Annotated in this window: 24 protein-coding genes; 13 read left to right on the top strand and 11 right to left on the bottom strand. The window is 69.4% G+C overall.

The genetic code is table 11. The features are described from left to right. Positions 1–3: 3 nt before the first annotated feature. The gene (locus ABGB08_RS29835) at positions 4–954 is read left to right on the top strand and encodes a hypothetical protein (protein WP_347596554.1); all 951 of its coding nucleotides are present in this window, start codon (positions 4–6) and stop codon (positions 952–954) included. A gap of 51 nt (positions 955–1,005) precedes the next feature. Here the strand turns inward: ABGB08_RS29835 and ABGB08_RS29840 are convergent, their stop codons facing one another. Next, entirely contained in the window at positions 1,006–1,272 is a 267-nt protein-coding gene (locus tag ABGB08_RS29840; RefSeq protein ID WP_347596557.1) for a hypothetical protein, read from the bottom strand. After that, complete coding sequence (locus ABGB08_RS29845; RefSeq protein WP_347596560.1) at positions 1,272–1,697, bottom strand: MarR family transcriptional regulator; 426 nt, start codon at positions 1,695–1,697, stop codon at positions 1,272–1,274. Before ABGB08_RS29845 ends, ABGB08_RS29840 begins: the two co-directional genes overlap by 1 nt. 61 nt (positions 1,698–1,758) lie before the next feature. On the opposite strand from ABGB08_RS29845, the gene ABGB08_RS29850 reads away from it, so the two are divergent. Beyond that, positions 1,759–2,394, top strand: a complete 636-nt coding sequence (locus tag ABGB08_RS29850) for a maleylpyruvate isomerase family mycothiol-dependent enzyme (RefSeq protein WP_347596563.1) — start codon at positions 1,759–1,761, stop codon at positions 2,392–2,394. 12 nt (positions 2,395–2,406) lie between these two features. On the opposite strand, the gene ABGB08_RS29855 is transcribed toward ABGB08_RS29850, so the two are convergent. Together ABGB08_RS29855 and ABGB08_RS29860 are read right to left on the bottom strand one after the other, a co-directional pair. Beyond that, on the bottom strand, positions 2,407–3,222 hold the full coding sequence (locus tag ABGB08_RS29855) for an ion transporter (RefSeq protein ID WP_347596566.1): 816 nt from the start codon (positions 3,220–3,222) through the stop codon (positions 2,407–2,409). Between the two features lie 96 nt (positions 3,223–3,318). Continuing rightward, positions 3,319–4,716 (bottom strand): hypothetical protein, encoded by a 1,398-nt coding sequence (locus ABGB08_RS29860; RefSeq protein WP_347596569.1) that lies wholly within the window; start codon positions 4,714–4,716, stop codon positions 3,319–3,321. Between the two features lie 175 nt (positions 4,717–4,891). Between ABGB08_RS29860 and ABGB08_RS29865 the strand changes: the two genes are divergently transcribed. Continuing rightward, complete coding sequence (locus tag ABGB08_RS29865) at positions 4,892–6,016, top strand: glycerophosphodiester phosphodiesterase (RefSeq protein ID WP_347596572.1); 1,125 nt, start codon at positions 4,892–4,894, stop codon at positions 6,014–6,016. 41 nt (positions 6,017–6,057) lie between these two features. Here the strand turns inward: ABGB08_RS29865 and ABGB08_RS29870 are convergent, their stop codons facing one another. After that, a complete protein-coding gene (locus ABGB08_RS29870; protein ID WP_347596575.1) occupies positions 6,058–6,837 on the bottom strand; it encodes an alpha/beta fold hydrolase in 780 nt (259 codons plus the stop codon). 116 nt (positions 6,838–6,953) lie between these two features. Here ABGB08_RS29870 and ABGB08_RS29875 point away from each other — a divergent pair, with 116 nt between their 5' ends. Continuing rightward, the gene (locus tag ABGB08_RS29875) at positions 6,954–7,556 is read left to right on the top strand and encodes a hypothetical protein (RefSeq protein ID WP_347596578.1); all 603 of its coding nucleotides are present in this window, start codon (positions 6,954–6,956) and stop codon (positions 7,554–7,556) included. On the opposite strand, the gene ABGB08_RS29880 is transcribed toward ABGB08_RS29875, so the two are convergent. Continuing rightward, entirely contained in the window at positions 7,549–8,517 is a 969-nt protein-coding gene (locus tag ABGB08_RS29880) for a WYL domain-containing protein (RefSeq protein ID WP_347596581.1), read from the bottom strand. The genes ABGB08_RS29875 and ABGB08_RS29880 overlap by 8 nt on opposite strands. A gap of 91 nt (positions 8,518–8,608) precedes the next feature. On the opposite strand from ABGB08_RS29880, the gene ABGB08_RS29885 reads away from it, so the two are divergent. Next, the gene (locus ABGB08_RS29885) at positions 8,609–9,031 is read left to right on the top strand and encodes a VOC family protein (RefSeq protein ID WP_347596584.1); all 423 of its coding nucleotides are present in this window, start codon (positions 8,609–8,611) and stop codon (positions 9,029–9,031) included. Here the strand turns inward: ABGB08_RS29885 and ABGB08_RS29890 are convergent. Next, a complete protein-coding gene (locus tag ABGB08_RS29890) occupies positions 9,003–9,509 on the bottom strand; it encodes an NUDIX domain-containing protein (protein WP_347596587.1) in 507 nt (168 codons plus the stop codon). The genes ABGB08_RS29885 and ABGB08_RS29890 overlap by 29 nt on opposite strands. A 188-nt stretch (positions 9,510–9,697) precedes the next feature. On the opposite strand from ABGB08_RS29890, the gene ABGB08_RS29895 reads away from it, so the two are divergent. Beyond that, positions 9,698–11,017 carry a phytase gene (locus ABGB08_RS29895; RefSeq protein WP_347596590.1) on the top strand — a complete coding sequence of 440 codons (1,320 nt, stop codon included), beginning with the start codon at positions 9,698–9,700 and terminating at the stop codon, positions 11,015–11,017. 42 nt (positions 11,018–11,059) lie between these two features. Here ABGB08_RS29895 and ABGB08_RS29900 read toward each other — a convergent pair whose 3' ends face one another. Continuing rightward, positions 11,060–11,872 carry an SAM-dependent methyltransferase gene (locus ABGB08_RS29900; protein WP_347596593.1) on the bottom strand — a complete coding sequence of 271 codons (813 nt, stop codon included), beginning with the start codon at positions 11,870–11,872 and terminating at the stop codon, positions 11,060–11,062. Positions 11,873–11,981: 109 nt separating this feature from the next. Between ABGB08_RS29900 and ABGB08_RS29905 the strand changes: the two genes are divergently transcribed. From ABGB08_RS29905 to ABGB08_RS29920, 4 genes are all read left to right on the top strand, one after another. Then, on the top strand, positions 11,982–12,350 hold the full coding sequence (locus ABGB08_RS29905) for a DUF1761 domain-containing protein (protein WP_347596596.1): 369 nt from the start codon (positions 11,982–11,984) through the stop codon (positions 12,348–12,350). 25 nt (positions 12,351–12,375) lie between these two features. After that, positions 12,376–12,933 carry a hypothetical protein gene (locus tag ABGB08_RS29910; protein WP_347596599.1) on the top strand — a complete coding sequence of 186 codons (558 nt, stop codon included), beginning with the start codon at positions 12,376–12,378 and terminating at the stop codon, positions 12,931–12,933. Positions 12,934–13,119: 186 nt separating this feature from the next. Beyond that, positions 13,120–13,626 (top strand): SigE family RNA polymerase sigma factor, encoded by a 507-nt coding sequence (locus tag ABGB08_RS29915; RefSeq protein ID WP_347596602.1) that lies wholly within the window; start codon positions 13,120–13,122, stop codon positions 13,624–13,626. Continuing rightward, a complete protein-coding gene (locus tag ABGB08_RS29920; protein ID WP_347596605.1) occupies positions 13,623–14,591 on the top strand; it encodes a hypothetical protein in 969 nt (322 codons plus the stop codon). The genes ABGB08_RS29915 and ABGB08_RS29920 overlap by 4 nt, the downstream gene beginning before the upstream one ends. Position 14,592: 1 nt before the next feature. Here ABGB08_RS29920 and ABGB08_RS29925 read toward each other — a convergent pair whose 3' ends face one another. Next, a complete protein-coding gene (locus tag ABGB08_RS29925) occupies positions 14,593–15,237 on the bottom strand; it encodes a hypothetical protein (protein ID WP_347596608.1) in 645 nt (214 codons plus the stop codon). A gap of 356 nt (positions 15,238–15,593) precedes the next feature. Between ABGB08_RS29925 and aspS the strand changes: the two genes are divergently transcribed. Next, the gene (aspS, locus tag ABGB08_RS29930) at positions 15,594–16,898 is read left to right on the top strand and encodes an aspartate--tRNA(Asn) ligase (protein WP_347596611.1); all 1,305 of its coding nucleotides are present in this window, start codon (positions 15,594–15,596) and stop codon (positions 16,896–16,898) included. Positions 16,899–16,902: 4 nt separating this feature from the next. Here the strand turns inward: aspS and ABGB08_RS29935 are convergent, their stop codons facing one another. Further along, positions 16,903–17,709: an NAD(P)H-binding protein gene (locus ABGB08_RS29935; protein WP_347596614.1), complete on the bottom strand. Its 807-nt coding sequence runs from the start codon at positions 17,707–17,709 to the stop codon at positions 16,903–16,905. A 72-nt stretch (positions 17,710–17,781) separates the two neighbouring features. On the opposite strand from ABGB08_RS29935, the gene ABGB08_RS29940 reads away from it, so the two are divergent. Continuing rightward, positions 17,782–18,657, top strand: a complete 876-nt coding sequence (locus ABGB08_RS29940; RefSeq protein WP_347596617.1) for a sigma-70 family RNA polymerase sigma factor — start codon at positions 17,782–17,784, stop codon at positions 18,655–18,657. Between the two features lie 8 nt (positions 18,658–18,665). On the opposite strand, the gene ABGB08_RS29945 is transcribed toward ABGB08_RS29940, so the two are convergent. Continuing rightward, positions 18,666–19,469, bottom strand: a complete 804-nt coding sequence (locus ABGB08_RS29945) for an NAD(P)H-binding protein (protein ID WP_347596620.1) — start codon at positions 19,467–19,469, stop codon at positions 18,666–18,668. 72 nt (positions 19,470–19,541) lie between these two features. On the opposite strand from ABGB08_RS29945, the gene ABGB08_RS29950 reads away from it, so the two are divergent. After that, a complete protein-coding gene (locus ABGB08_RS29950) occupies positions 19,542–20,465 on the top strand; it encodes an AraC family transcriptional regulator (RefSeq protein ID WP_347596623.1) in 924 nt (307 codons plus the stop codon). The last annotated feature ends 120 nt before the right edge of the window (positions 20,466–20,585 follow it).

Below are 20,585 nucleotides of genomic sequence, written 5' to 3' on the forward strand. Positions count from 1 at the left end.
CTGATGGCAGCGGTTGGCGAACCGATCGGGCGGGATCGACGTCTTAACGGTGTGAAGCGCTCTCTGGTGGCCGGGTTCACGTTGACGGTGGTCGCATTGTGTTCCGTGGCGGCGTCGGTGTTGGAATCGTCGACCACGCGGTCGGCGTGTCCGCAGGAGTACGGCGGGGGTGGGGCCGGGGGCTGGGTTCCGGCGGCGGCGGATATCGACGGAGTCGATGATGTGCTGGTGCCGGGTCAGCCGGTCTCCGCGACGATCTGCGCTTACCCGGGAACCAATACGAGAATGGGCCGAGAACGGCTGGCCGGATCCCGGGTCGTGACGGACGACGTGCTGGCGATGGCCCGGGACTTGTCATATCTCCCCACTACAGGGGATAGCTGGGACTGCACGCAAATGGGCGGCAGGATGATCAACTATCTCATCCGGTTTGACTATCCCGGTGGCGAGGCCCTATGGGTGGGCAGCGCTGAGGAAGTCAATTCCTGCGTGGCGACGACCAATGGCACCGTGAGTTCGCGATCGTACGTCGGAAAGGCCATCACCGCCGCGCATCGCACGGGGAATTGGAAGATTGAACCGCCGGAGCATCCTTGCCTGGGGGAAGGCGGGCGTCGAGGCCAAGATCAGTCGATGGTTCCCGAAGCGCCGGTCTCGGTGCTGATATGCAGGAACGCCCCGCGCCACAAAAGACACGCTCGCGCGCAGTATGGCCCGCAGGAGGCCCGCTCGCTGGCGGCGGCCTTGAATTCCGTGGATCACTGGTCAACCGGTGGCTCCTGTCACGGAGGCTCAGGCGACTCGTTCCGCCTCATGTTCGGCTACTCGGAAGGCCCGCGCGCGAGCGTCTACATCACGGAACGATGCGACCCGCCGGTCTCCAGCCCCGAACTCCAGGCAAACCTCGACGACTCCGTCCGTGACCTGCTGGTAGGGCTCGCGCCGACGAACTAGGAGGTGTTCCCCGCACGAGAGCGGACGGCATTCTCATCCTCGCGATGGGGATCAGTCTGGGCTGATGATGCGGAAGTTGGGGATTTCCGCGCCGGACACGACGGTTGCGTTCTCGGGAATCGTGACCCTGCAGAAGAAAATGCCGGTCAGACAGCTCCCGCACCAGAATTGGGGAACGCCCTTCTCCAGGTCCCCGGTGCTTTGGACGAACGCCAGGCGTAGTTCCCGGGCGCCGCAGTCGGGGCACTCCGCGATGTTCGTGGACGGTGGATCCTCGTATGACCGGTCGTATTCGGCGAGCCAGTCCGCGTACGCCATCAGAATTCGGTCCGGATGCGGTTCAGGGTGGTTCGCAGGGCTTCGAAGCCGTCGTCGCCGAGGAGGGTGGCGAGGCGGTGTTCGACGGCGTCGATGGCGGAGTAGCCGATCAGGAGGGCCTTGCCGCCGAGTTCGGTGAAGACGATGAGTTTGGCGCGGCGGTCGGCGGGGTCGGGGATGCGGCGCAGGCAGCCCATCTCCTCGAGCTGGTCGACGAGTTCGCCCATCGCCTGCGGGGTCATCTGCGCCTTCTCGGCGAGTCTGCTCAGCCGGATGCCCTCGTGTTCCATGTGGAAGAACACCGCCGAGTGGGCGGGGCGTAGGCGGTTGTCGAACCTCTTGCCGGCTTCGAAGACGACATCGGAGAGGCGGAGGTAGGCCTCGTACAGCTGGGCGACGACGTGCGGCGGATGGGTCTCGGCCAAAAGGGCTTCTCCAATTGCTAAGGAAGCATTATATTCAGGATACCTTACTAAGGAGCGAGTGATGGACCAGCGGGAGATCTGGGCGGCCATCGAGGCCGAGCGGCACAGCCTAGCCGACATGCTCGACGCGCTACCGAAAGGTGGCGACTGGGATCGGCCGTCGCTGTGCGAGGGATGGCGGATCCGGGACGTGGCCGCGCACCTCGCGGTCGCCACCCAGGCCGGCAACGCGGCGGTGCTGATCGAATTCATCAGGGCGCGCGGCAGTTTCAACAGGATGATCCGCGATTCCGCCATCCGGTACGCCGAACGGCCGATCGCCGGAATCATCGAGGAGATCCGCGAGTCGGCGTACTCGCGCCGCCTGGCGCCCACCACGAAACCGCTCGACCCGCTCTTCGACGCCCTGGTGCACGGCCAGGACATCGCCGTGCCCCTGAGCATCGAACGCCCCATGCCGCTTGAGCCGGCACGCGCCGCCGCAACCCACATCTGGGAGCGGGGCTTCCCCTTCTACCCGCAGCGCAAGTTCCGGGGGCTACGACTGGTCGCCACCGACGTCGATTGGACGGTCGGCGATGGAGTAGTGGTGGAGGGCCCCATCCAGGCCCTGCTGTTGCTGATCAGCGGCCGTCCCGCCGCGCTGCCGAGCCTGACCGGGATGGGTACGGCCATGCTCGGCTCGCGGCTGGGGTGAGCACGGCTCCGCCTAGTCCGCGTGCGAGCGGCCGTTGACGCGGACCTGGGCGGTGTGGGAGAGAAGCTGGTCGAGTTTGGCGTTCATGGCCGCCAGGTCCTCTTTGAGGGCTTCGATGTCCCGCTGGGCCCGGGTTTCCGCGGGGGAGGGCTCGGCGTCGTTCATGGCGTTGACCACGACGGCGATGAACAGGTTCAGGGCCACGAACGTGGAGATCAGGATGTAGGCGATGAAGAAGATCCACGCCCATGGCTTCTGCTCCATCACCTCCTGGGCGACATTTCCCCAGTCGTCGCCTGTCATGATCTGGAACAGGGTGAACAGGGAGCGGGGGAGTGCGTCGAATCGTTCGGGGACGATGTCGCCGAACAGCTTGGTGGCGATCACCGCCGCGATGTAGATCATGAGCACGAGCAGGCCGATGATGGAGGCCATGCCGGGCACCGCGGTCAGCAGCGCTCCGACCACACGCCGCATGCTCGGCACCGCCGAGACCAGGCGAAGGGCCCGCAGGATGCGCAGCGCCCGCAGCACCGAGGCGGGGCCTGACGCGGGAATCAGCGCGAGACCCACGATGATCGCGTCGAACCAGTTCCACGGATCGGACCAGAAGGCCCGTCCGTACGCGTAGAGGCGGGCGCCCAGTTCGGCGATGAAGACGCCCAGCGCGATCCGGTCGATGGCGTGCAGCACGCCCCCGGCCCGATCCATCAGATAGGTGCTGGTCTCGCACCCGATGGTGATCGCGTTGATCACGATGACGGCGATGATGGCCCGCTGCGCGAGCCGGTGTTCCAGGACCTGACGAACCCGCTGCCTAGTCGGCACGCAACCGCTCCCCGGGGGTGAAGGGACACCAATCTCTTGATCATCTTACGCGTTGTCCATCCGGCAGTGTGGACCATGACGATGACCAGCGCCATCTCACTTTAAGTGGATGTTTCCGTACTCAAAGTGAAACACTGTGAGAATGCCCGCGACGGCCGTGGCGCACCCGAGGATGACCGACCAGCCGACCCCAACGGAGTAGTGGTCAAGATGGCCCGCGCTCCACAGGTAGATGGGCGTCATGGCCGCGAAGTAGGTGACGGCCGTGGTGGCCGCGCCGATCGCCCAGACGCGGAACGGAATTCCGGCCCGCATGCCGGTTACGATCATGCTGGCCAGTCCGGCGGGCACCATGCCCAGGCTCAGGAGCAGAAAGAACACGTGGGACAGCAGGTCCGTCCGCGAACCCGAGAACAGCCAGATCCCCACCCACGTCAGCAACGAGGCCGCGCCGAAGTCGAGCCGCCGCGCCCCGCAGACGAGCGCTGCCATCCCCGCCGCCAGGGCCGCCAGAAGCGCCGTCGTCGAAACGGAGTCGTCGTATTTTCCCGGCACGGGCAGGGACACCGCCGCCGCGGCGTCGAAGCCGTGCTCCGTCCAGCTCAGCCGGTGCCAGGCGCCGGAGACGTCCCGCAGGGCGATCCCGTCCGCGCCGTTGGCGACGACCACCACGTGCCCGTCCGGACGCTGCTGGACCGCGATCGCCATGGACTCGGCCGCCTCGGCGTCCTCGGGGGAGTCGGGTGCGTAGGCGCGTCCCAGCCGGTCCTGGTCGCTGGGGGAGATCTCCCACGAGGTCACCCACCGGCCGTTCGTGGACTCCTCGACCTTGAGCCTGCCGGGCACGATCCGGTAGCAGCGGTCCGCGACGCAGGCCGACGTCTGGGGGTTGAGCGTCAGCGGTGTGGACTGGCCGTACCACGTTCTCCCGCCGTCGCCGGAGACGTAGCCCGCCTTGGGATACGCGTCGGACGAGCTGTAGCCGCGGATCGCGACCACGATCTTGTCGCCCGTCACCTCGACCGCATAGGCGCTGTACGGCCGGTAGCGCTCCGACTGGCTGGTCGCCGACACGGCCAGCACGGTGACGGGAATCACGACCACCGCCCTGGCCAGCCGCTCCGCCCCCGGGTCGGGATGGTTCCAGATCCACCAGGCGGCGTACAGGGCGGGCAGGGCGAACAGGTCGGTCGGATCGGCCAGGACCAGGGAGGGACCCCACGCGAGAGTCCACGCCTGGGAGGCGAGGTACGCGCCCATGGCGGTGGTCTTGACCAGCGTGAACGCCGCGCCGGTAACCAGAATGGACAACCACGGGCGGCGGATGAGCAGGTTGAGCAGCGCCGGAGCGGCGATCAACCCCACGAGGTCGCTGAGCTTCCCGGTCACCACGCCGGGCCACAGGCCCTTGAAAAGGTGATCGTTGAGCAGCAGGACCACTACGGCGGCGACGGTCAGCGGGTGACCGATCCAGGCCAGGGCCGATTTCCTCATGCCTGGATCGATGCGGCCGGGTTACGCGGAGTTCGCGCCGATCCGCATTCGTGATCAACCCGCTGCCGGGCGTACATCTGACCGCGCGTGCCCACTGATCGTTAACTGCCTCGACATTCCCGGGACAGGTGGCCTCGCTAGCGTGCCCGCGAGTTCTCCAGAAAAGGGATGTGTCATGGTGAAAAGCAGGTTGCTGGCCGGTGCGCTGGCTGTTCTCGCGGGAGGGGCGCTGGTGTCGGTTCTGGTGCCCGGCAACGCCACCGCGGACCGTTTCGGAGCCGAGCGGCACGGTGACGACAAGCCGCTCATCATCGGGCATCGCGGCGCTCCCGCTTTCCGGCCCGAGCACACGCTGCTGTCCTACGAGGCGGCCGCGAAGATGGGGGCCGACTACATCGAACCCGATCTGGTCTCCACGAAGGACCACATCCTGGTGGCCCGGCACGAGAACGAGATTTCCGGCACCACGGACGTGGAGAGCCATCCCGAGTTCGCGGCCCGCCGAGTCACCAAGACGATCGACGGCCTGCAGATCACCGGCTGGTTCACCGAGGACTTCACCCTGGCCGAGCTGCGCACCCTCAGGGCCGAGGAGCGCATCCCCGACCTGCGGCCGGACAACACCGCCTACAACGGGCTCGCGCAGATCCCGACCTTCGACGAGGTCATCCAGCTGGCCAAGCGGTACGGCGTGGGCGTCTACCCCGAGACCAAGCACCCCACGTACTTCGACTCGATCGGCCTGTCCCTGGAGGAGCCGCTGCTGGAGGTGCTCAACCGGCACGGCTGGCGGGACAAGCGCTCGCCGGTGTTCATCCAGTCCTTCGAGACCACCAACCTGAAGGAGCTGCGCGCCAAGACGCGGCTGCCCATCGTGCAGCTCATCAACGGCTCGGGCGCGCCCTACGACCTGGTGGCCGCCGGCGACCCGCGCACCTACGACAACCTGATCACCCCCGACGGCCTGCGCGACATCGCCAAGTACGCCGACGGCATCGGCCCCGCGACGACCAGGATCATCCCCGTCGACGCCACCGGCAAGCTGGGCCAGCCGACCAGCCTCATCCGCGACGCCCACCGCAAGGGCCTGAAGGTCCACCCGTTCACGATCCGCGACGAGAACTCGCAGCTCCCGCTGGACTACCGGCTCGGCAACCCGGCCAGCCCGGCGTTCCCGCGCGCGACCGGCGACGTGATGGGCTGGGTCGAGCGCCTCTTCGAGCTGGGCGTCGACGGCGTCTTCGCCGACGACCCGGGCCTCGCCCGCGCCACCCGCGACCGCCTCTTCGACCGGTCCTGAACGACGGCCGCCCGGGCGGAGGAGCTCCCCGCCCGGGCAGCTCATGCCGCCAGGAAGAAACGGGCGAGCACGGGCGCGAGGACCGCCGGGTCGGGCACGTGCCCTGGCACGTCGACGGTCGCGCGTTCGGCGCCTGGGACACACGCGGCCACCGCGTCGGCGGCCTCGACGAAGAACGGGGGCGCGTGCGCGCCGGTGGTCACCAGGACCGGCCGCGTGATGGCGGCCAGCCGCACGGCCGGTGGAGGGCCGTCGCCCAGGCAGGCGGCGTCGTAGCCGAGGGTGTGGGCCAGCTCCAGCAGGCCGGGCCACAGCGGTGAGGCCGCGGCCCCCGCGATGTCCTGCTCGGAGGAACCGGCCAGGCGCATGAACATCCGGAGCGCCTCATCGCGCCGGCCCTCGGCGAGCACGGCGGTCAGCCGCGTCACGTACTCCCGCCAGGCGGGGACCCCGTCCCCGATGATGTACGGAACCTCGTACAGCGCGATCGCGCCGATCGGCAGCCCGGCCGCCGCGGCATCGAGGGCGAGCGCGCCCCCGGACGACGCGCCGAACAGGTGCGCGGGACCACCGGCCGCCGCGATCAACGCGGCCAGATCCTCGATCTCACGCTCCGGCGCGTACGGCAGGGTGTCGCCGCTGCCGCCACGGCCACGGCGGCTGTAGTTGACGACGGTGAACTGACCGGCCAGCGCGGCGGCGAGCGGAGCGTTCTCCGCCCCGTCGTCCAGCCCGCCGCCCACCAGGATCACGACCGGCCCGCCGCCCACCGTGTCGTACGCGATCGAGGTCCCGTCCCGCGAAACCACTCGTCCCGTCATGTTTCCACCCTAGGGCGATGACGATCTTCTAGCGTGGGGCTGTGAATGAGTAGGAGGGTACTCATGTGCCGTACGAGCGGGAGATCGATCCTCTAGGGGACTCCTAGGAGGACGAAATGGCACGAAAAAGAAGCTTGGGTGTGCTGGCGGCCGCGGGCATCCTCATTCTCGGCGGCGGGGCCGCATATGCGGCGGTTCCGGCCGAGGAGTTCCACGGCTGCGTCGGCAAGCTGACCGGAAGCCTGCGGGTGATCGACCCTGCCAAGAACCAGCGCTGCCTCGCTTTAGAGACCCCGATCACCTGGAACCAGACCGGCCCGGCGGGTGTCCCGGGCGCGACAGGACCCGCGGGTCCCGCTGGGCCGCCCGGTCCGGCGGGCGACCCGGGTCCCGCCGGGCCGCAGGGTCCCGCCGGGATGGCGGGCGTGCCCATCGTCCGGAAGGGCGAGACCGTGCGGATCCCCCCGAGCGACGTGGGCAACACCGGAGACGTGGTCGCCCGCTGCGAACCCGGCGAGGTCGCGACCGGTGGGGGTTTCAACGGAGTCGTCGCCACGGAATGGGTCTTCAACATGTCGTCGCCCGCCATCGCCCACGAGGGCGGCCAGCGCGTCGCGTCCGACGGGGAACAGGCCGACGCGTGGTGGATCACCGCGAGACCGCTGGGAGACACCTCGTCCGAGATGCACGCCTACGTCATCTGCGTGAAGGTCAACTGAGTTCGGACGACCCCCGCTCCGGAGGGTAGCGGCTCACGAGTTCGGAGCCGATACGCGCCAGTTCGGCCTGGACGGAGCGGGGTTCGAGCACCTCGATCAGCGCGCCCCAGCCTGCCAGGTGGCGGGCGATGTCCAGCGGCGTCGGCGCGCCAAGGCGGACCTGGGCACGGCCATGGTCGAGCTCGCCGGTGGGGTGGCAGTGGCGGCCGAACTGGTTTCGCAGGACCCGCACGAACCTGGGCTCGATGAGGACGGTCGCCCAGGTGCGCGAACGGCGCTGCTCGACCTCGCCGACGACCTGTTGCCATGCGGTGGCGAGGGTGAAGTCGTCCGGGCGTTCGGCGGCTTCGCCGGTGAGTTCGGCCCCGATGACGCGGTCGACCCGGAAGGTCCGCTGACCCCGTGCTGTTCCGGCGAGCAGGTACCAGATGTCGTCCTTGTCGATCAGCCCCCAGGGGTCGATCAGCCGTTCGGTCTGCTGGCGGGCGTTGTTGGTATAAGTCAGGCGTACTTTCCGGCGGCGGATCACCGCGGTCTGGAGCAGGTCGACCATCTCGGGACGGCGGCGATCACGCCCGCCCCAGCGGGCGGGGTCGATCATCGTGGCGCCGGCGGCTGCTTCCGCGTCGGCCCTGAAGGTTTGCGGCAGCGCCCGGACGAGCTTGCGCAGCGCCGCCTTGGCCTCGGACGAGACGGCCGCGGCCGGTCCGACGAGGAGGAACAGCGCCTGCGCCTCAGCCGCCGACAAGCCGGTCAAGTCGGTACGGGCGCCGCCGACGAGTGACCAGCCACCGCCGCGTCCAGGCTGCGGATACACCGGGATGCCCGCCGCCGACAGCGCCTCCAGATCGCGGCGCGCGGTGGCGACGGACACCTCAAGCTCGTCGGCCAGCTCGGCGGCGGTAACCCGGCCACGGGTTTGCATGAGCAGGAGGACGGTCACGAGGCGGTCGGCGCGCATGACCCCACTTTCCCAAACAAAGTGCTCAATTGGTGAGCACTTTGGGCCGGAGGATGAGTGCTGTCACCGACCGAAAGAAAGGACCGCACCGATGTTGCGAGGACTCACCACCGTCACCTTCTACGCCGACGACCTCACGGCCGCCCACGCCTGGTACGCCGAGGTGCTCGGCATCGAACCGTACTTCGTCCGGCCGATCGAGGGCCCGCCCGCGTACATCGAGTTCCGCGTCGGCGACTACCAGCACGAACTCGGCATCGTCGACAGCCGGTTCGCCCCGCACCGCCGGTCGGGCGAAGCCGGGGGAGCGATGATCTACTGGCACGTGGACGACGTCCAGGCCGCCTTCGACCGGCTGCTGTCCCTGGGCGCGACGGCGCACGAGAAGACGATCGAACGCGGTCCCGGATTCGTCACCGCATCCGTGGTCGACCCATTCGGGAACATCCTCGGCGTGATGCACAACCAGCACTACCTGGAGATCCTCAGTCGGGAAGGGCGCCCCAGGGGATGATCACGGGCTGGGCTGGGATGTCGCCCTTCAGGAGGCGTTCCAGCAGGTCGGCCAGCTGGAGAGGGGTGACGCGGTCGGTGATGGCGCGCAGTTCGGCGAGGCTCCACCAGCGGAAGGAGTCGAACATCGTGCTCTCGAACTCTTCCATCCCGGACAGGTCCACGTCGAATTCGGGCACCCGCAGGAAGAAGAAGGAGTCCTCGGCGTGGTACAGGGTGCCGTCGTTGGCCACCCAATGGCCCGACGTGAAGGCCACGACCGGGCCCATCGCTTCGGGAGCGACGCGGTAACCGGTCTCCTCGCGTAACTCCCGGACGGCGGCCACGGCCAGATCCTCACCCGGATGGGCGCCGCCACCAGGTGTGAACCAGGCGTAATCCGGATTCTTCGTCGGTCCCAACGCGCGGAACAGCAGAATCCGATCGTTTCCATCCACGATCAGGATGCGGGCGGTTGGACGAGGGATCGCGTCAGCCACGAGGGCGAGGATATCGGGCCGCCCGCATGCCGGCACCCAGCGGATCGGGGGCTCTTCCCGCCGGGCGAGCTCGGCCGCGCTTCCCCGTCTGGCGGGATTCGACTCCTGACAGCACATCGATGTTCTCCCGGCGTTCTTCTCGGCGCGGCAAGATCGGGCGGCTGAATCACCGAGAGCAAGGAAGCACCATGCGCCCTCTGTCCCCGCCGTCGCTCGCCGGCCTGGCCCTGTCGCTGGTCGCGACGCTGGCCCCGGTAGCGACCGCGTCACCCGCCCAGGCCGACGGGGTGCCGACCGTCACCGCCAAGTTCGAGACCCCCGCGCTGTTCGACGACGGCGACGGCGGCAACGCCAACGGTGACGACCCGGCGATCTGGGTGCACCCGGCCAAGCCCGGCAAGAGCCTGGTCGTCGCCACCGCCAAGGAGGGCGGCCTCTACGTCTACGACCTGAAGGGCGCGCAGGTACAGCACATCGCCGCGCCGGCCGCCCCGGGCGAGGACGACGAGCCCGGCCGGTTCAACAACGTCGACCTGGTGTACGGCTTCGGCGGCCGCGACCTCGCCGTGGTCACCGACCGCGGCCGCGACCAGCTCAGGATCTACGCCGTCGACTCCGCCGCGCCCAACGCGCCGCTCACCGACGTGACCGACCCGAACGCGCCCTTCGTCTTCAACGACGACCAGGAGCAGGTGAACGAGGCCAAGACCGTCTACGGCCTGGCCACCTGGCAGGACAAGACCGGCGTGTACGCGCTGGTCAGCCGCCGCCACCAGACCAGCATCGGCCTGCTCCGGCTCACGCCCGCCCCCGGCGGCAAGGTCGGCTACCAGCTGATCCGCACCCTCACCCTGCCCTCCTCCTTCCGGCTTCCCGACGGCACCACCTGGACCCCCTGCCTGGAGCCCGGCGAACTGGCCCAGGTCGAGGGCATGGTCGTCGACGGCGGCCGGGACGTCCTCTACGCCGCCCAGGAGGACGTCGGCATCTGGCGCATGCCCGCCGACCTGTCCGGCCAGCCGGTCCTGTTCGACAAGGTCCGCGAGTACGGCGTGCCCGGCGTCTACGACCCCGAGACCGAGGAATGCGACCCGGGCCTGGACCGCGGCTTCGGCGGAAACCACCTCTCGGCCGACGCCGAAGGCCTCACGATCTACTACCGGAACGGCGGGGCGGGCTACCTGCTGGCGTCCAGCCAGGGCGACGACACCTTCGCCGTGTACCGGCGTGAGGGCGGCAACGCGTACATCGGGCAGTTCCAGGTCGGGCTGCGGCGGGTCGACGGCGCGCAGACCAGCGACGGCGCGATGGCCATGAACGTGCCGCTCGGCGACACGTTCGGCAATGGCCTGTTCGTCACGCACGACGGGATCAACACGCCCGAGGCGAAGGACGCCGACGGCGAGGTCCGCGAGAACACCAACTTCAAGTTCGTGAAGTGGGAGGACATCGCGCGCAAGGTCGGTCTGCGGGTGGAGACCCGCGGCTGGGATCCCCGTAGGCAGTAGAGCACTCCGCCCGGGCCGTCGCTCGCCGGCCCGGGCACGCGCTCAGGCTTTGCGTGCCACGCCGCCCCAGCACGCCACCTCGGGCGCCGTACCCCACGGGTTGGGCTCCGGACGCCACGCCGTCACCGGCACGACCCCCGGCTCCAGGAGTTCCAGGCCGTCGAAGAAGCGCGAGATCTTTTCGGGGCTGCGTGGTGTGTAGGGGATCGCGCCGCTGCCGCGGTTGTAGCCGCCCAGGGCCTGGACGTAGGCCGGATCGGTGTCGGTGCCGTCGTACAGGGCCAGGTAGCTGCCCGGGGGCAGGGCGGCGAGCAGGCGGTTCACGACGGTGCGCGCCTCGTCGTAGTCGGCGACCAGTCCCATGATGCCCATCAGCATGAGCGCCGTCGGCTGGCTGAAGTCCAGCGTCTCCGCCGCCTTGCCGAGGATGAAGTCCGGGTCGCGCACATCCGCCTGGATGTAGTCGGTGGCGCCCTCCGGCGCGCTGGTGAGCAGCGCCGCGGCGTGCACCAGCACGAGCGGGTCGTTGTCCACGTAGACGATCCGGGATTCCGGCGCGTTCCGCTGGGCGACCTCATGGGTGTTGTCGACCGTCGGCAGCCCCGTGCCGATATCCAGGAACTGCCGGATGCCCGCGTCCGCGGCCAGGTACTGGACGACGCGCACCAGCATGTACCGCGACTGGCGGGCGATGTCGACCATGCCGGGAAACACCTGCCGGATCCGGTCCCCCGCCTGGCGGTCGACCGGATAGTTGTCCTTCCCGCCCAGCATGTAGTTCCAGACCCGGGCCGAATGCGGCACCGTGGAGTCGATCTTCACCGCATCCGGTTCGCGGGGTTTGTCATCAGCCACGGAAATCTCCTACGTCGCCCGAAGTCAGCTGTGATCATATCGCTCCAAACCATGTCGAAATCGGCAGATCGGCTGCGACGTCTCCGGCAAAGAACAAAAGGAGAAGCAGATGCCGGAACTCAACTTCTGGGCGATCGCCGTCTCGGTGGCGGCCGGGTTCGTGATCAGCTCGATCTGGTACGCCCTGGTCCCGTCCCAGTCCACGGCCCCGCCGCCCCAGCCGTGGAAAATCCTCTTCGAACCGGTACGGACCCTGGTCCTCGCCCTGGTCCTCGCCGGCCTCTCAGCGAAGATCGGAATCGATTCCTGGAGCGGCGGCCTGCTGCTCGGTTTGGTCATCTGGACCGGATTCCCGCTCGTGCTGCTATCCGGGTCGGTGCTCTGGGAGGCCGTGCCCTGGCGGCCGGCGGCGGCCCACGCCGGTGACTGGCTGATAAAGCTCCTGGTCATCTGTGTGATCGTCGGCGTCTGGCACTGACCCGATCAGGTGGAGGGCCAGCAGCGTGCGCAGCTCGTGCAGGCGGTGGACGACATGTAATCTGGCCGCGAACCGGGTGTCGGGCATCGCCTTCCAGCACAATCTCCAACGCCACTACGACCTCCGCAAACGTGTCTACGGTCAGGTGAGAGAGGAGTTCGGGGTGGCGGCTCAGGCCGCCCAGCATGTGATCAAGAAGGTCGCCGACGCGTACACGACCTTGCGGGCCAACATCCGCGCCGGGAACCTCGGCGAGGCGGGCTCGAAACGGCGGTTGAAAGCCGAGAGCAAGCCGATCGGTTTCCGTCCGGAGGCGGCGCAGCCGTTCGACGACCGGTGCCTGTCGTGGCGGATCGACGCCCGGACCGTCTCGGTATGGACCCTGGCGGGGCGGTTGCGCGGGATCGCGTTCACCGGCTCGCCGCAACAGATGGCGATGCTGGCCAAACATCGCAAGGACGAAACCGATCTGGTGCGCCGGGACGGTTCCTGGTTCTGGAGGACCTCCAGGGCATCCGCGAGCGGGTACGGCTTCGCAAGCCCCAGCGGGTCACCCTGCACACCTGGAGCTTCCACCAGCTAGGCCGCTTCATCGGCAGGCACTGCACCCTCCTCGACGACCGCCCCGCGAAATCTAGAAGGGAACCCGCAAAAGAGCATTCTTGTCTTTTCGGCCGCCATCCGGATTTCGGATCCGCATGCAACCTCGAAACGCTCGCGAGCATCAGAGAGGGGACAGAGGGGGCGTACCCGAATGACCGGTGCTTCCGTGCCTGACGCCGAGTTCACCGACTATGTGTCGAACAAGGCGTTGTGGCTGAGGAAGGTCGCTTACCTGCTCTGCGGGGACTGGCATCACGCGGACGATCTGGTGCAGACGACGATCACCAGGCTCTACGTCAACTGGCCTCGTGTCCGTGCGGCCGCGAACATGGATGGATATGTCCGGACGGTCCTGGTCAACGTGTATCTGGCCGAGCGGCGGTCACCGTGGGGCAGATGGGTGCCCCTGTTCGACGGTGGCGAGGAGACGCCCGGCGCCGAGGACGATCTGGACAGCGGGCTCGACCTGCGCACGGCACTGGCGGCGCTGCCGCCGCGGCAGCGCGCCACCCTGGTGCTCCGCTACTACTGCGATCTGACGGTCCAGGAGACCGCCCGGACGCTCGGATGCTCGCAGGGCAACGTCAAAAGCCAGACCGCCCGCGGGATCGACCGCCTTCGCCGCCTGCTGAACGGATACGCCGATCCATTCCCCGAGGAGGGCCGGCCATGACGACGAACGATAACGGGCTGGGTGCCGAGTTGCGCAAGCTGGCGCGGTCGCCCGCGCCGCCGATGCGGGTGGACATCGCCCGGGCGCGGGAGGTGGGACGGCGGCGGTTGTGGCGGCGCAGGATCGGAGGGCTGCTCGGCGTGCTTGTGGTGTCCGGGACGCTGGCGGTCGGGTGGACGGTGGTGTCCGGCGGCGGGCCGGAACAGGTGACCGTCGCGACCGTATCCGAGGGCACCGACCCGCTGGTGGCGTATGCCTTGTTCGGGTGGTTGCCGGATACGGTGGCCGGAGTCAGCTACCTGGTGGGGGCACACGGTGACCAGGTCATGGCAGGCGGCCTCGGCGACTTCCCCGTGCGAATCTACCTCAGCATGTACGCCCCTGACGACGAACCGCCCGTCGAGAGCGGGCGTACGGCCCTGCCCGCCCAGCCGGTGAACGGCCGGCGCGCGTACTGGATCACTGAGAACCCGGCCGACCCGGTCAACGGGGGCGACGCCTACCTGCGCTGGCAGGTCCCGGATGGGCGGTGGGCCGAACTGCACGCGTACTACATGCCGGAAGCCGATCCACGGACCACCCTGCTGCGTATCGCGGCTGATGTGACCGTGGGGACGAGACCGGTGCCGCTGCCGCTTCACGTCAGTAGCGTGCCGGGCGACTTCGAGATCACCGAGGTGCACTTCTGGCGGCCGGCACCGCAGGGCGGCAGTGCCTGGGAGCTGATGATCATCTACGTCTCGGCGGACGGCGGACGGGTCACCCTCGTAGTCAGCCCCGAAGGCACCCGGACGGTGTCATCGCGCGGATCCTGTATGGCTGAGACCGGGCTGGAGCTGTGCGTCACAGTCGAGGGGAAGATGCCGGAGTCGCTCGCGGCGATCGGCGGTCCCGAGGTGTTGTTGCGGCGCGCCACCCTGCTGGGCATGGACGAGCGCGAGTGGACCACACGGGTGATCGGCTGAGTCAGGACTGCGGGCGGCGGCGGAGGAGCAGCCAGGTGGCGGCGCCCAGGGGGAGCAGGGCGAGTAGCCACCAGGGTGATGGTCCGGTCGTTTCGCGGGTGGGGGCGGCCGCTGGGCTGGGGGAGATCGTGGTGGTTTTCGGCGGTGTGGACGGGGTGCCCAGCGCGGAGATGAGCTCGCTTGCCGGGCGGGTGTCCATTCCCGGGCCGATGTTCGCCGGGACCAATGTGGCGTCCGGTGCGCCGAGGATTGGCCGGTTTCCTGCGCATAGATGTGTGTAAAGCGGCACATTTTCGATGGGCGGGACCCAATCGGTTGAGCCTGAGATCGCGAATACCAGGTACTGCTTGCCGACTTCGAAATCCGCCCCGCAGGTGGCCGACTGCGGGTGGGACCTGACCTGGAGCCGCTCTGTGGCCTCGCCCTTGTAGACCGCCCCGACGGAGAAGGTGAAGGTCACGGGCTGGTTGTCGAACGGATCCCCGGTGGACGTCCGCGTGCTGACCACGCCACGGAACACCGAGTCGGCTGAGTTCATCAGTTCCGTTGGGGGAGGGGCGGCGCACGAGCAGGCGAAAGCCGTACCAGGCGCGACGACGAGCACTCCCGTGAGCAGGGCGAACACGATCGCCAGGCGTCTCAGCATGCCCTTGAAACGAATCTCCGGGCGCCGCGGTTCAGGCGGCCCCCGAAAGTCGACGGTGCCGGTAAAGTGGTGGGCAACAGCGACGACGGAGCCGAGTAGCGCTTCGATCACCGGAGTTGGAGAGAGCCGCCGGCAGCTGCGAAGGCGGACTCCGGCCGGGGTGTGAAGACCCTCCTGAGCTGCGAGGAAGAACGGCCCGTCGGCCTAGTAGAGCCTCGCCGAATCGCCCACGTCACGGGTTTGGTCGAGGCCGCGCCGCGCGAGTCGGCGGTGTGGCGAAGGTGTGGTGGCACCGCGAGGATCCCGCTCGCCCACGCCTCTCAGGGGACGCGTTGCGAACCAGAGGAGGCCACACCATGCAACGCATCCTGTCCAGCCAGCTGTCCGCGCACACGGGCGAGTCCGTGCACGTCGCGGGCTGGATTCATCGTCGCCGGCTGTTGAAGTCGGTCGCCTTCCTGATCCTGCGCGACGCCGCGGGGCTGGCCCAGATCGTCGTGTCGGAGGAATCCGTACGCGCCCAGCTGGAGGCCCTGCCGGAGGAGACGGCGGTCGCCGTCACCGGCACGGTCACCGTCCAGCCGTCCGCGCCGGGCGGCGTCGAGATCACCGCGCCGGTGCTCGAGCCGCTGACCGACCCCGCCGAGCCGGTCCCGTTCGACCTCTACCGGCCCGACCTGCGCGCGAGCCTGCCCACGGTGCTCGACCACGCGCCGGTCGCGCTGCGCCACCCGAAGCTCGCCGCCGTGCACCGGATCGGCGCGGCCGCGGTCGGCGGTTTCCGCGCGGCGCTGGAGGCGATGTCCTTCGTCGAGATCCACACCCCGAAGATCGTGGGTACGGCGACCGAGAGCGGCGCCAACGTCTTCAAGCTCGACTACTTCGGCCGTCCGGCGTACCTGGCGCAGTCCCCCCAGCTGTACAAGCAGATCATGGTGGGCGTCTTCGAGCGGGTCTACGAGGTCGGTCCCGTCTTCCGGGCCGAGCCGAGCGACACCGCGCGCCACCTCGCGTCCTACACCTCCCTCGACGCCGAGATGGGGTTCATCGAGGACCACCGCGGCGTCATCGCCGCCTGCCACGCGACGGTCGCGGGCATGCTGGCCGGCATCCAGGCGAAGGCCGGGCCTTCGCTGGAGCTTCTGGATGTGGCCATGCCCGCGCTGACGGAGAAACCCGTGGTGGTGCACTTCGCCGACGCACTCGAAATGATCAGCAGGGCGACCGGCGAGGACGTGACCGCCGAGCCCGACCTCGCCCCGGCCCACGAGCGGTGGATCGGCGAATGGGCGTTGCGCGAGCACGGCTCGGACTTCGTGTTCGTCGAGGGCTACCCGACCGCGCACCGCGCCTTCTACACCCACCCGGACCCGGCGCGCCCCGGCTACTCCCGCGCCATCGACCTGATCTTCCGCGGCCTCGAACTGGTCAGCGGCGGCCAGCGCCTGCACCGCCACGCCGACTACGTGCGCACCCTGACCGAACGCGGCGAAACCGACCTGTCCCCATACGCCGGATACCTCGACGCGATGCGGTACGGCATGCCCCCGCACGGCGGCTTCGCCTTCGGCCTGGAACGCTTCCTGGCCCGCCTCCTCGACGTGCCGAACATACGCCAGGTCACCCTCTTCCCCCGCGACCTGCACCGGCTCGCTCCGTGATGTCCTATCTGGGCACCTGATCCGCCGCGCCGACCCGTTCGGCCAGGAAGTCCTCCCAGGTCCGGTGGCCCGCGGCCGGGCCGGAGGCCAGGATGGCGCCGGCCCGGACCGCGCGGGCTGCCTGGCCGGGCAGCGGGAGCGGCACGATGGGGCGGCGCCGGTGCGTGGCCCGCAGGTAGCCGCGGAGCAGGTCGGCCATGGGGTATACGCGCGGTCCGCCCAGGTCCGGCACCAGGCCGGCCGGCTTGCCGAGGGCGAGTTCGGTGAGCCTGGCCGCCACCTCGGCGGTGTCGACCGGCTGGAACCGGAAACCGGCCGGGGACGGGATCACGGGCAGCTTCGCCAGCTGCCGCGCCACCATCAGGATCAGGTCGTGGAACTGGGTGGCGCGCAGCGTCGTGAACGGCAGGCCGGAGTCGACCACGACCCGTTCGGCGGCCAGCTTGGAGCCGAAGTAGCCGAACATGGCGCGGTCGGTCCGCCCGGCCATCGGGACGCGGTCCGCGCCGACGACCGAGATGTAGAGCAGGTGTTCCGTCCCCGCGCGGGTCGCGGCTCGTACCAGATTGCGGGCCTTGGTCTCGTCGCCCTTGGAGCTGCCCGCGCAGTGCACGATGGTCGCGGACCCGGCCACCGCGGCTTCGATCCCCTCGCCGGTGGCCAGGTCGCCGGTGACGAACTCGATGCCGTCGGCGGTTTCGTGGTGGCCGCGGCTGAGCACGCGTACGTCGTGGCCGGTGTCCCGCAGCCGCGCGACGACCAGCCTCCCGAGCGTGCCGGTGCCGCCGGTGACCAGAATTGGTGCAGTCATAGCTCGACCTCATGTTTTGTCCGATGTCGGGTAACTGCTGATATGACACGCCGCGGCGGGAGAATGTGACCGATGGAGGAACTGGCCAAGCGGTTTGAGGAGCATCGGCCCCGGCTGCGGGCGCTGGCCTACCGGATGCTCGGGTCGCTCAGCGAGGCCGACGACGCCGTCCAGGAGGCCTGGCTGCGGCTCAGCCGGGCCGGGGCGGGCGACGTGGCGAACCTGGGCGGATGGCTGACGACGGTGACCGGCCGGGTGTGCCTGAACCTGCTGCGCGCCCGCGACACGCGCCGCGAGCAGCCGCTGGGCGTGCGCATGCCCGACCCGGTCGTGAGCCGCGTGGACGGAACCGACCCCGAGCACGCGGCGCTGGTGGCCGACGCGGTCGGGCTGGCGTTGCTGGTGGTCCTGGACACCCTGGCTCCCGCCGAGCGGCTGGCGTTCGTGCTGCACGACATGTTCACCGTGCCGTTCGCCGAGATCGCCGGCATCGTGGGGTGCTCCCCGGCGGCGGCGCGGCAGCTCGCCAGCCGCGGGCGCCGCCGGGTGCGGCGGGACGCGCCGGCGCCGGACGCCGATCTCGCCCGCCAGCGGGAAGCGGTCGACGCGTTCTTCGCCGCCTCCCGCGGCGGCGACTTCGCCGCGCTGGTCGCGGTGCTCGACCCGGACGTCGTGCTGCGCTCCGACGGCGGCCTCGCGCGACCGGCCGTGTCGGTGGTCATCCACGGCGGTCCGGACGTGGCCGGACAAGCGGTCACCTTCGGGCGGCTCGGCCCAGCCGTGCGGCCGGTGCTCGTCAACGCGGCCGCCGGCGTCATCGTGGTGCCGCGCGAGCGGCCGGTCTCGGTCATGGGCTTCGCCGTCAGGAACGGCCGGATCGCCGCCATCGACGTGCTCGCCGACCCCGCCCGCCTCCAGCGGCTCGACCCGGCCCTCTGGGCCGACTGAATCCCAAATCAGGCGGAGAAGGCCTCGCGGGCGAAGGTGGTGAAATCGCGGGCCGGGCGGCCCAGGAGGTCCTGGACGGTGGTCGTGGGGCGGGCGTTGCGGCCGTCGAGGATCTTGGTGAAGAGGGCGGTGAGCAGGACGGCCTCTTCCTTGGGCATGCCGTAGCCGATCAGCGTGGCGGAGTATTCCTCGGGGGAGACCGGGATGTAGCGGACCTCGCGGCCGGCGGCCTGGGAGATCTCGGCGGCGACGTCGGCGATGCTGAGCGGGCGAGGCCCGGTCAGGTCGTAGGCGCGCCCGTGGTGGCCGTCCTCGGTGAGGACCTTGACGACCACGTCGGCGATGTCCTCGGCGTCCAGGAACGGTTCGACCTGGTCACCGGCCGGCAGGGCGATCACGCCGGCCTGGACGGGCTCGGCCAGCGCGCCCTCGCTGAAGTTCTGGTTGAACCAGCTGCCCCGCACGACCGTCCATTCGGCCCCCGACTCGATCACGCCCTGCTCGGAGACGACGGCCTCCTCCTCGCCGCGCCCGGAGAGCAGCACCAGGCGGCGTACTCCTTCGGCGACGGCGGCATCGGCGACGCCGCGGATGGCCTCGGCGGCGCCGGGGAAAGCCAGATCGGGGTGGTAGGTGATGTAAAGGGCGTCGCTGCCACGCACCGCCGGGGCCCAGGTGGCGGGGGTGGCCCAGTCGAAGGGCACCGGGCTGGTCCTGGAGACGGAGCGGACGGGGATGGCGCGGGCGGTGAGTCGCTGGATCACTCTGCGGCCGGTCTTGCCGTTGCCGCCGATCACGGTGAGGTTTCTCATGCCTTCATTGAAGTGCTCAAAGCATGAGACAGAGAATGGTCAAAGCGCTCAGGCTCATGTTTAATCGTCTCCATGGATGCGCTTCATGGTCTGCTCGATGGTCCACGGGCTCGCGAGGCCTTCGTGCTGCGGGCGGTGATGCGGCCGCCGTGGGCGGTGCGGGTGCAGGACGAGGCCCCGCTGGCGCTGGTCGCCATCGTCCGCGGCGACGCGTGGGTGCTGCGCGACGGTTCCCGGCCCGTACGGCTCAGCGCGGGCGATGTCGTCATCACCCGGGGGCCGGAGCCGTACACGTTCGCCGACGATCCGGCCACGGAACCCCAGGTCGTGGTGCACCCCGGCAACCGCTGCGAGACCCCGGACGGCGCCGATCTCTCGCAGGCGATGGGGCTGGGCGTGCGGAGCTGGGGAAACGCCGTGGACGGCCCGTTCATGATGCTGATCGGCAGCTACGAGCCGCGTTCGGAGGTGAGCGGCCGGTTGCTGCGGGCGCTGCCGTCCATGCTGGTCGCCTCCGACGGCGACACCGCCCTGGTGCGCCTGCTGGAACGGGAGATCGTCAAGGACGGCCCCGGCCAGGAGGCGGTCCTCGACCGCCTGCTCGACCTGCTGCTCATCACGACCCTGCGCGGCTGGTTCGCCCGCTCCGACGCGCCCCTGTGGTTCCAGGCGATGAGCGATCCGGTGGTGGGCCGGGCCCTGCGCCTGCTGCACGCCGAACCGGCCCGCCCGTGGACGGTGGCCTCCCTGGCCGCCGCGGTGGGCGTCTCCCGCGCCGCGCTGGCCCGGTCGTTCACGCCGCTGGTGGGGCAGTCGCCCATGGCGTACCTGGCGGAATGGCGGTTGACCCTCGCCGCCGACCTGCTCAGGGAGGGTGAGGCCACGGTCGGCGCGGTGGCCGCGAAGGTCGGGTACGGCAGCGCGTTCGCGCTGAGCACCGCCTTCAAACGAGTCCGCGGAGTCAGCCCCCAGGAGCACCGGGTTCTCGCCCGTTGATTGTCGATGTCCCCGCAGTCCCGACCATTGCTTGAGGACTCGGGGGAACATTCCTGGCAGTCCCTTTGTTGTCGCTTTGTTGCGTTATGTCCGAATCTTGAGTTGGGGAGATGGCTCTCA

Source organism: Acrocarpospora sp. B8E8 (assembly GCF_039871605.1).
Taxonomy (GTDB): Bacteria; Actinomycetota; Actinomycetes; order Streptosporangiales; family Streptosporangiaceae; genus Acrocarpospora; species Acrocarpospora macrocephala.

Coding starts and splice junctions, on each gene's coding strand:
- ABGB08_RS29835 (WP_347596554.1), top strand. CDS start 4: ATGGCAGCGGTTGGCGAACCGATCGGGCGGGATCGACGTCTTAACGGT.
- ABGB08_RS29840 (WP_347596557.1), bottom strand. CDS start 1,272: ATGGCGTACGCGGACTGGCTCGCCGAATACGACCGGTCATACGAGGAT.
- ABGB08_RS29850 (WP_347596563.1), top strand. CDS start 1,759: ATGGACCAGCGGGAGATCTGGGCGGCCATCGAGGCCGAGCGGCACAGC.
- ABGB08_RS29860 (WP_347596569.1), bottom strand. CDS start 4,716: ATGAGGAAATCGGCCCTGGCCTGGATCGGTCACCCGCTGACCGTCGCC.
- ABGB08_RS29865 (WP_347596572.1), top strand. CDS start 4,892: ATGGTGAAAAGCAGGTTGCTGGCCGGTGCGCTGGCTGTTCTCGCGGGA.
- ABGB08_RS29870 (WP_347596575.1), bottom strand. CDS start 6,837: ATGACGGGACGAGTGGTTTCGCGGGACGGGACCTCGATCGCGTACGAC.
- ABGB08_RS29875 (WP_347596578.1), top strand. CDS start 6,954: ATGGCACGAAAAAGAAGCTTGGGTGTGCTGGCGGCCGCGGGCATCCTC.
- ABGB08_RS29880 (WP_347596581.1), bottom strand. CDS start 8,517: ATGCGCGCCGACCGCCTCGTGACCGTCCTCCTGCTCATGCAAACCCGT.
- ABGB08_RS29885 (WP_347596584.1), top strand. CDS start 8,609: ATGTTGCGAGGACTCACCACCGTCACCTTCTACGCCGACGACCTCACG.
- ABGB08_RS29895 (WP_347596590.1), top strand. CDS start 9,698: ATGCGCCCTCTGTCCCCGCCGTCGCTCGCCGGCCTGGCCCTGTCGCTG.
- ABGB08_RS29905 (WP_347596596.1), top strand. CDS start 11,982: ATGCCGGAACTCAACTTCTGGGCGATCGCCGTCTCGGTGGCGGCCGGG.
- ABGB08_RS29920 (WP_347596605.1), top strand. CDS start 13,623: ATGACGACGAACGATAACGGGCTGGGTGCCGAGTTGCGCAAGCTGGCG.
- ABGB08_RS29925 (WP_347596608.1), bottom strand. CDS start 15,237: ATGCTGAGACGCCTGGCGATCGTGTTCGCCCTGCTCACGGGAGTGCTC.
- aspS (WP_347596611.1), top strand. CDS start 15,594: ATGCAACGCATCCTGTCCAGCCAGCTGTCCGCGCACACGGGCGAGTCC.
- ABGB08_RS29935 (WP_347596614.1), bottom strand. CDS start 17,709: ATGACTGCACCAATTCTGGTCACCGGCGGCACCGGCACGCTCGGGAGG.
- ABGB08_RS29940 (WP_347596617.1), top strand. CDS start 17,782: ATGGAGGAACTGGCCAAGCGGTTTGAGGAGCATCGGCCCCGGCTGCGG.
- ABGB08_RS29945 (WP_347596620.1), bottom strand. CDS start 19,469: ATGAGAAACCTCACCGTGATCGGCGGCAACGGCAAGACCGGCCGCAGA.
- ABGB08_RS29950 (WP_347596623.1), top strand. CDS start 19,542: ATGGATGCGCTTCATGGTCTGCTCGATGGTCCACGGGCTCGCGAGGCC.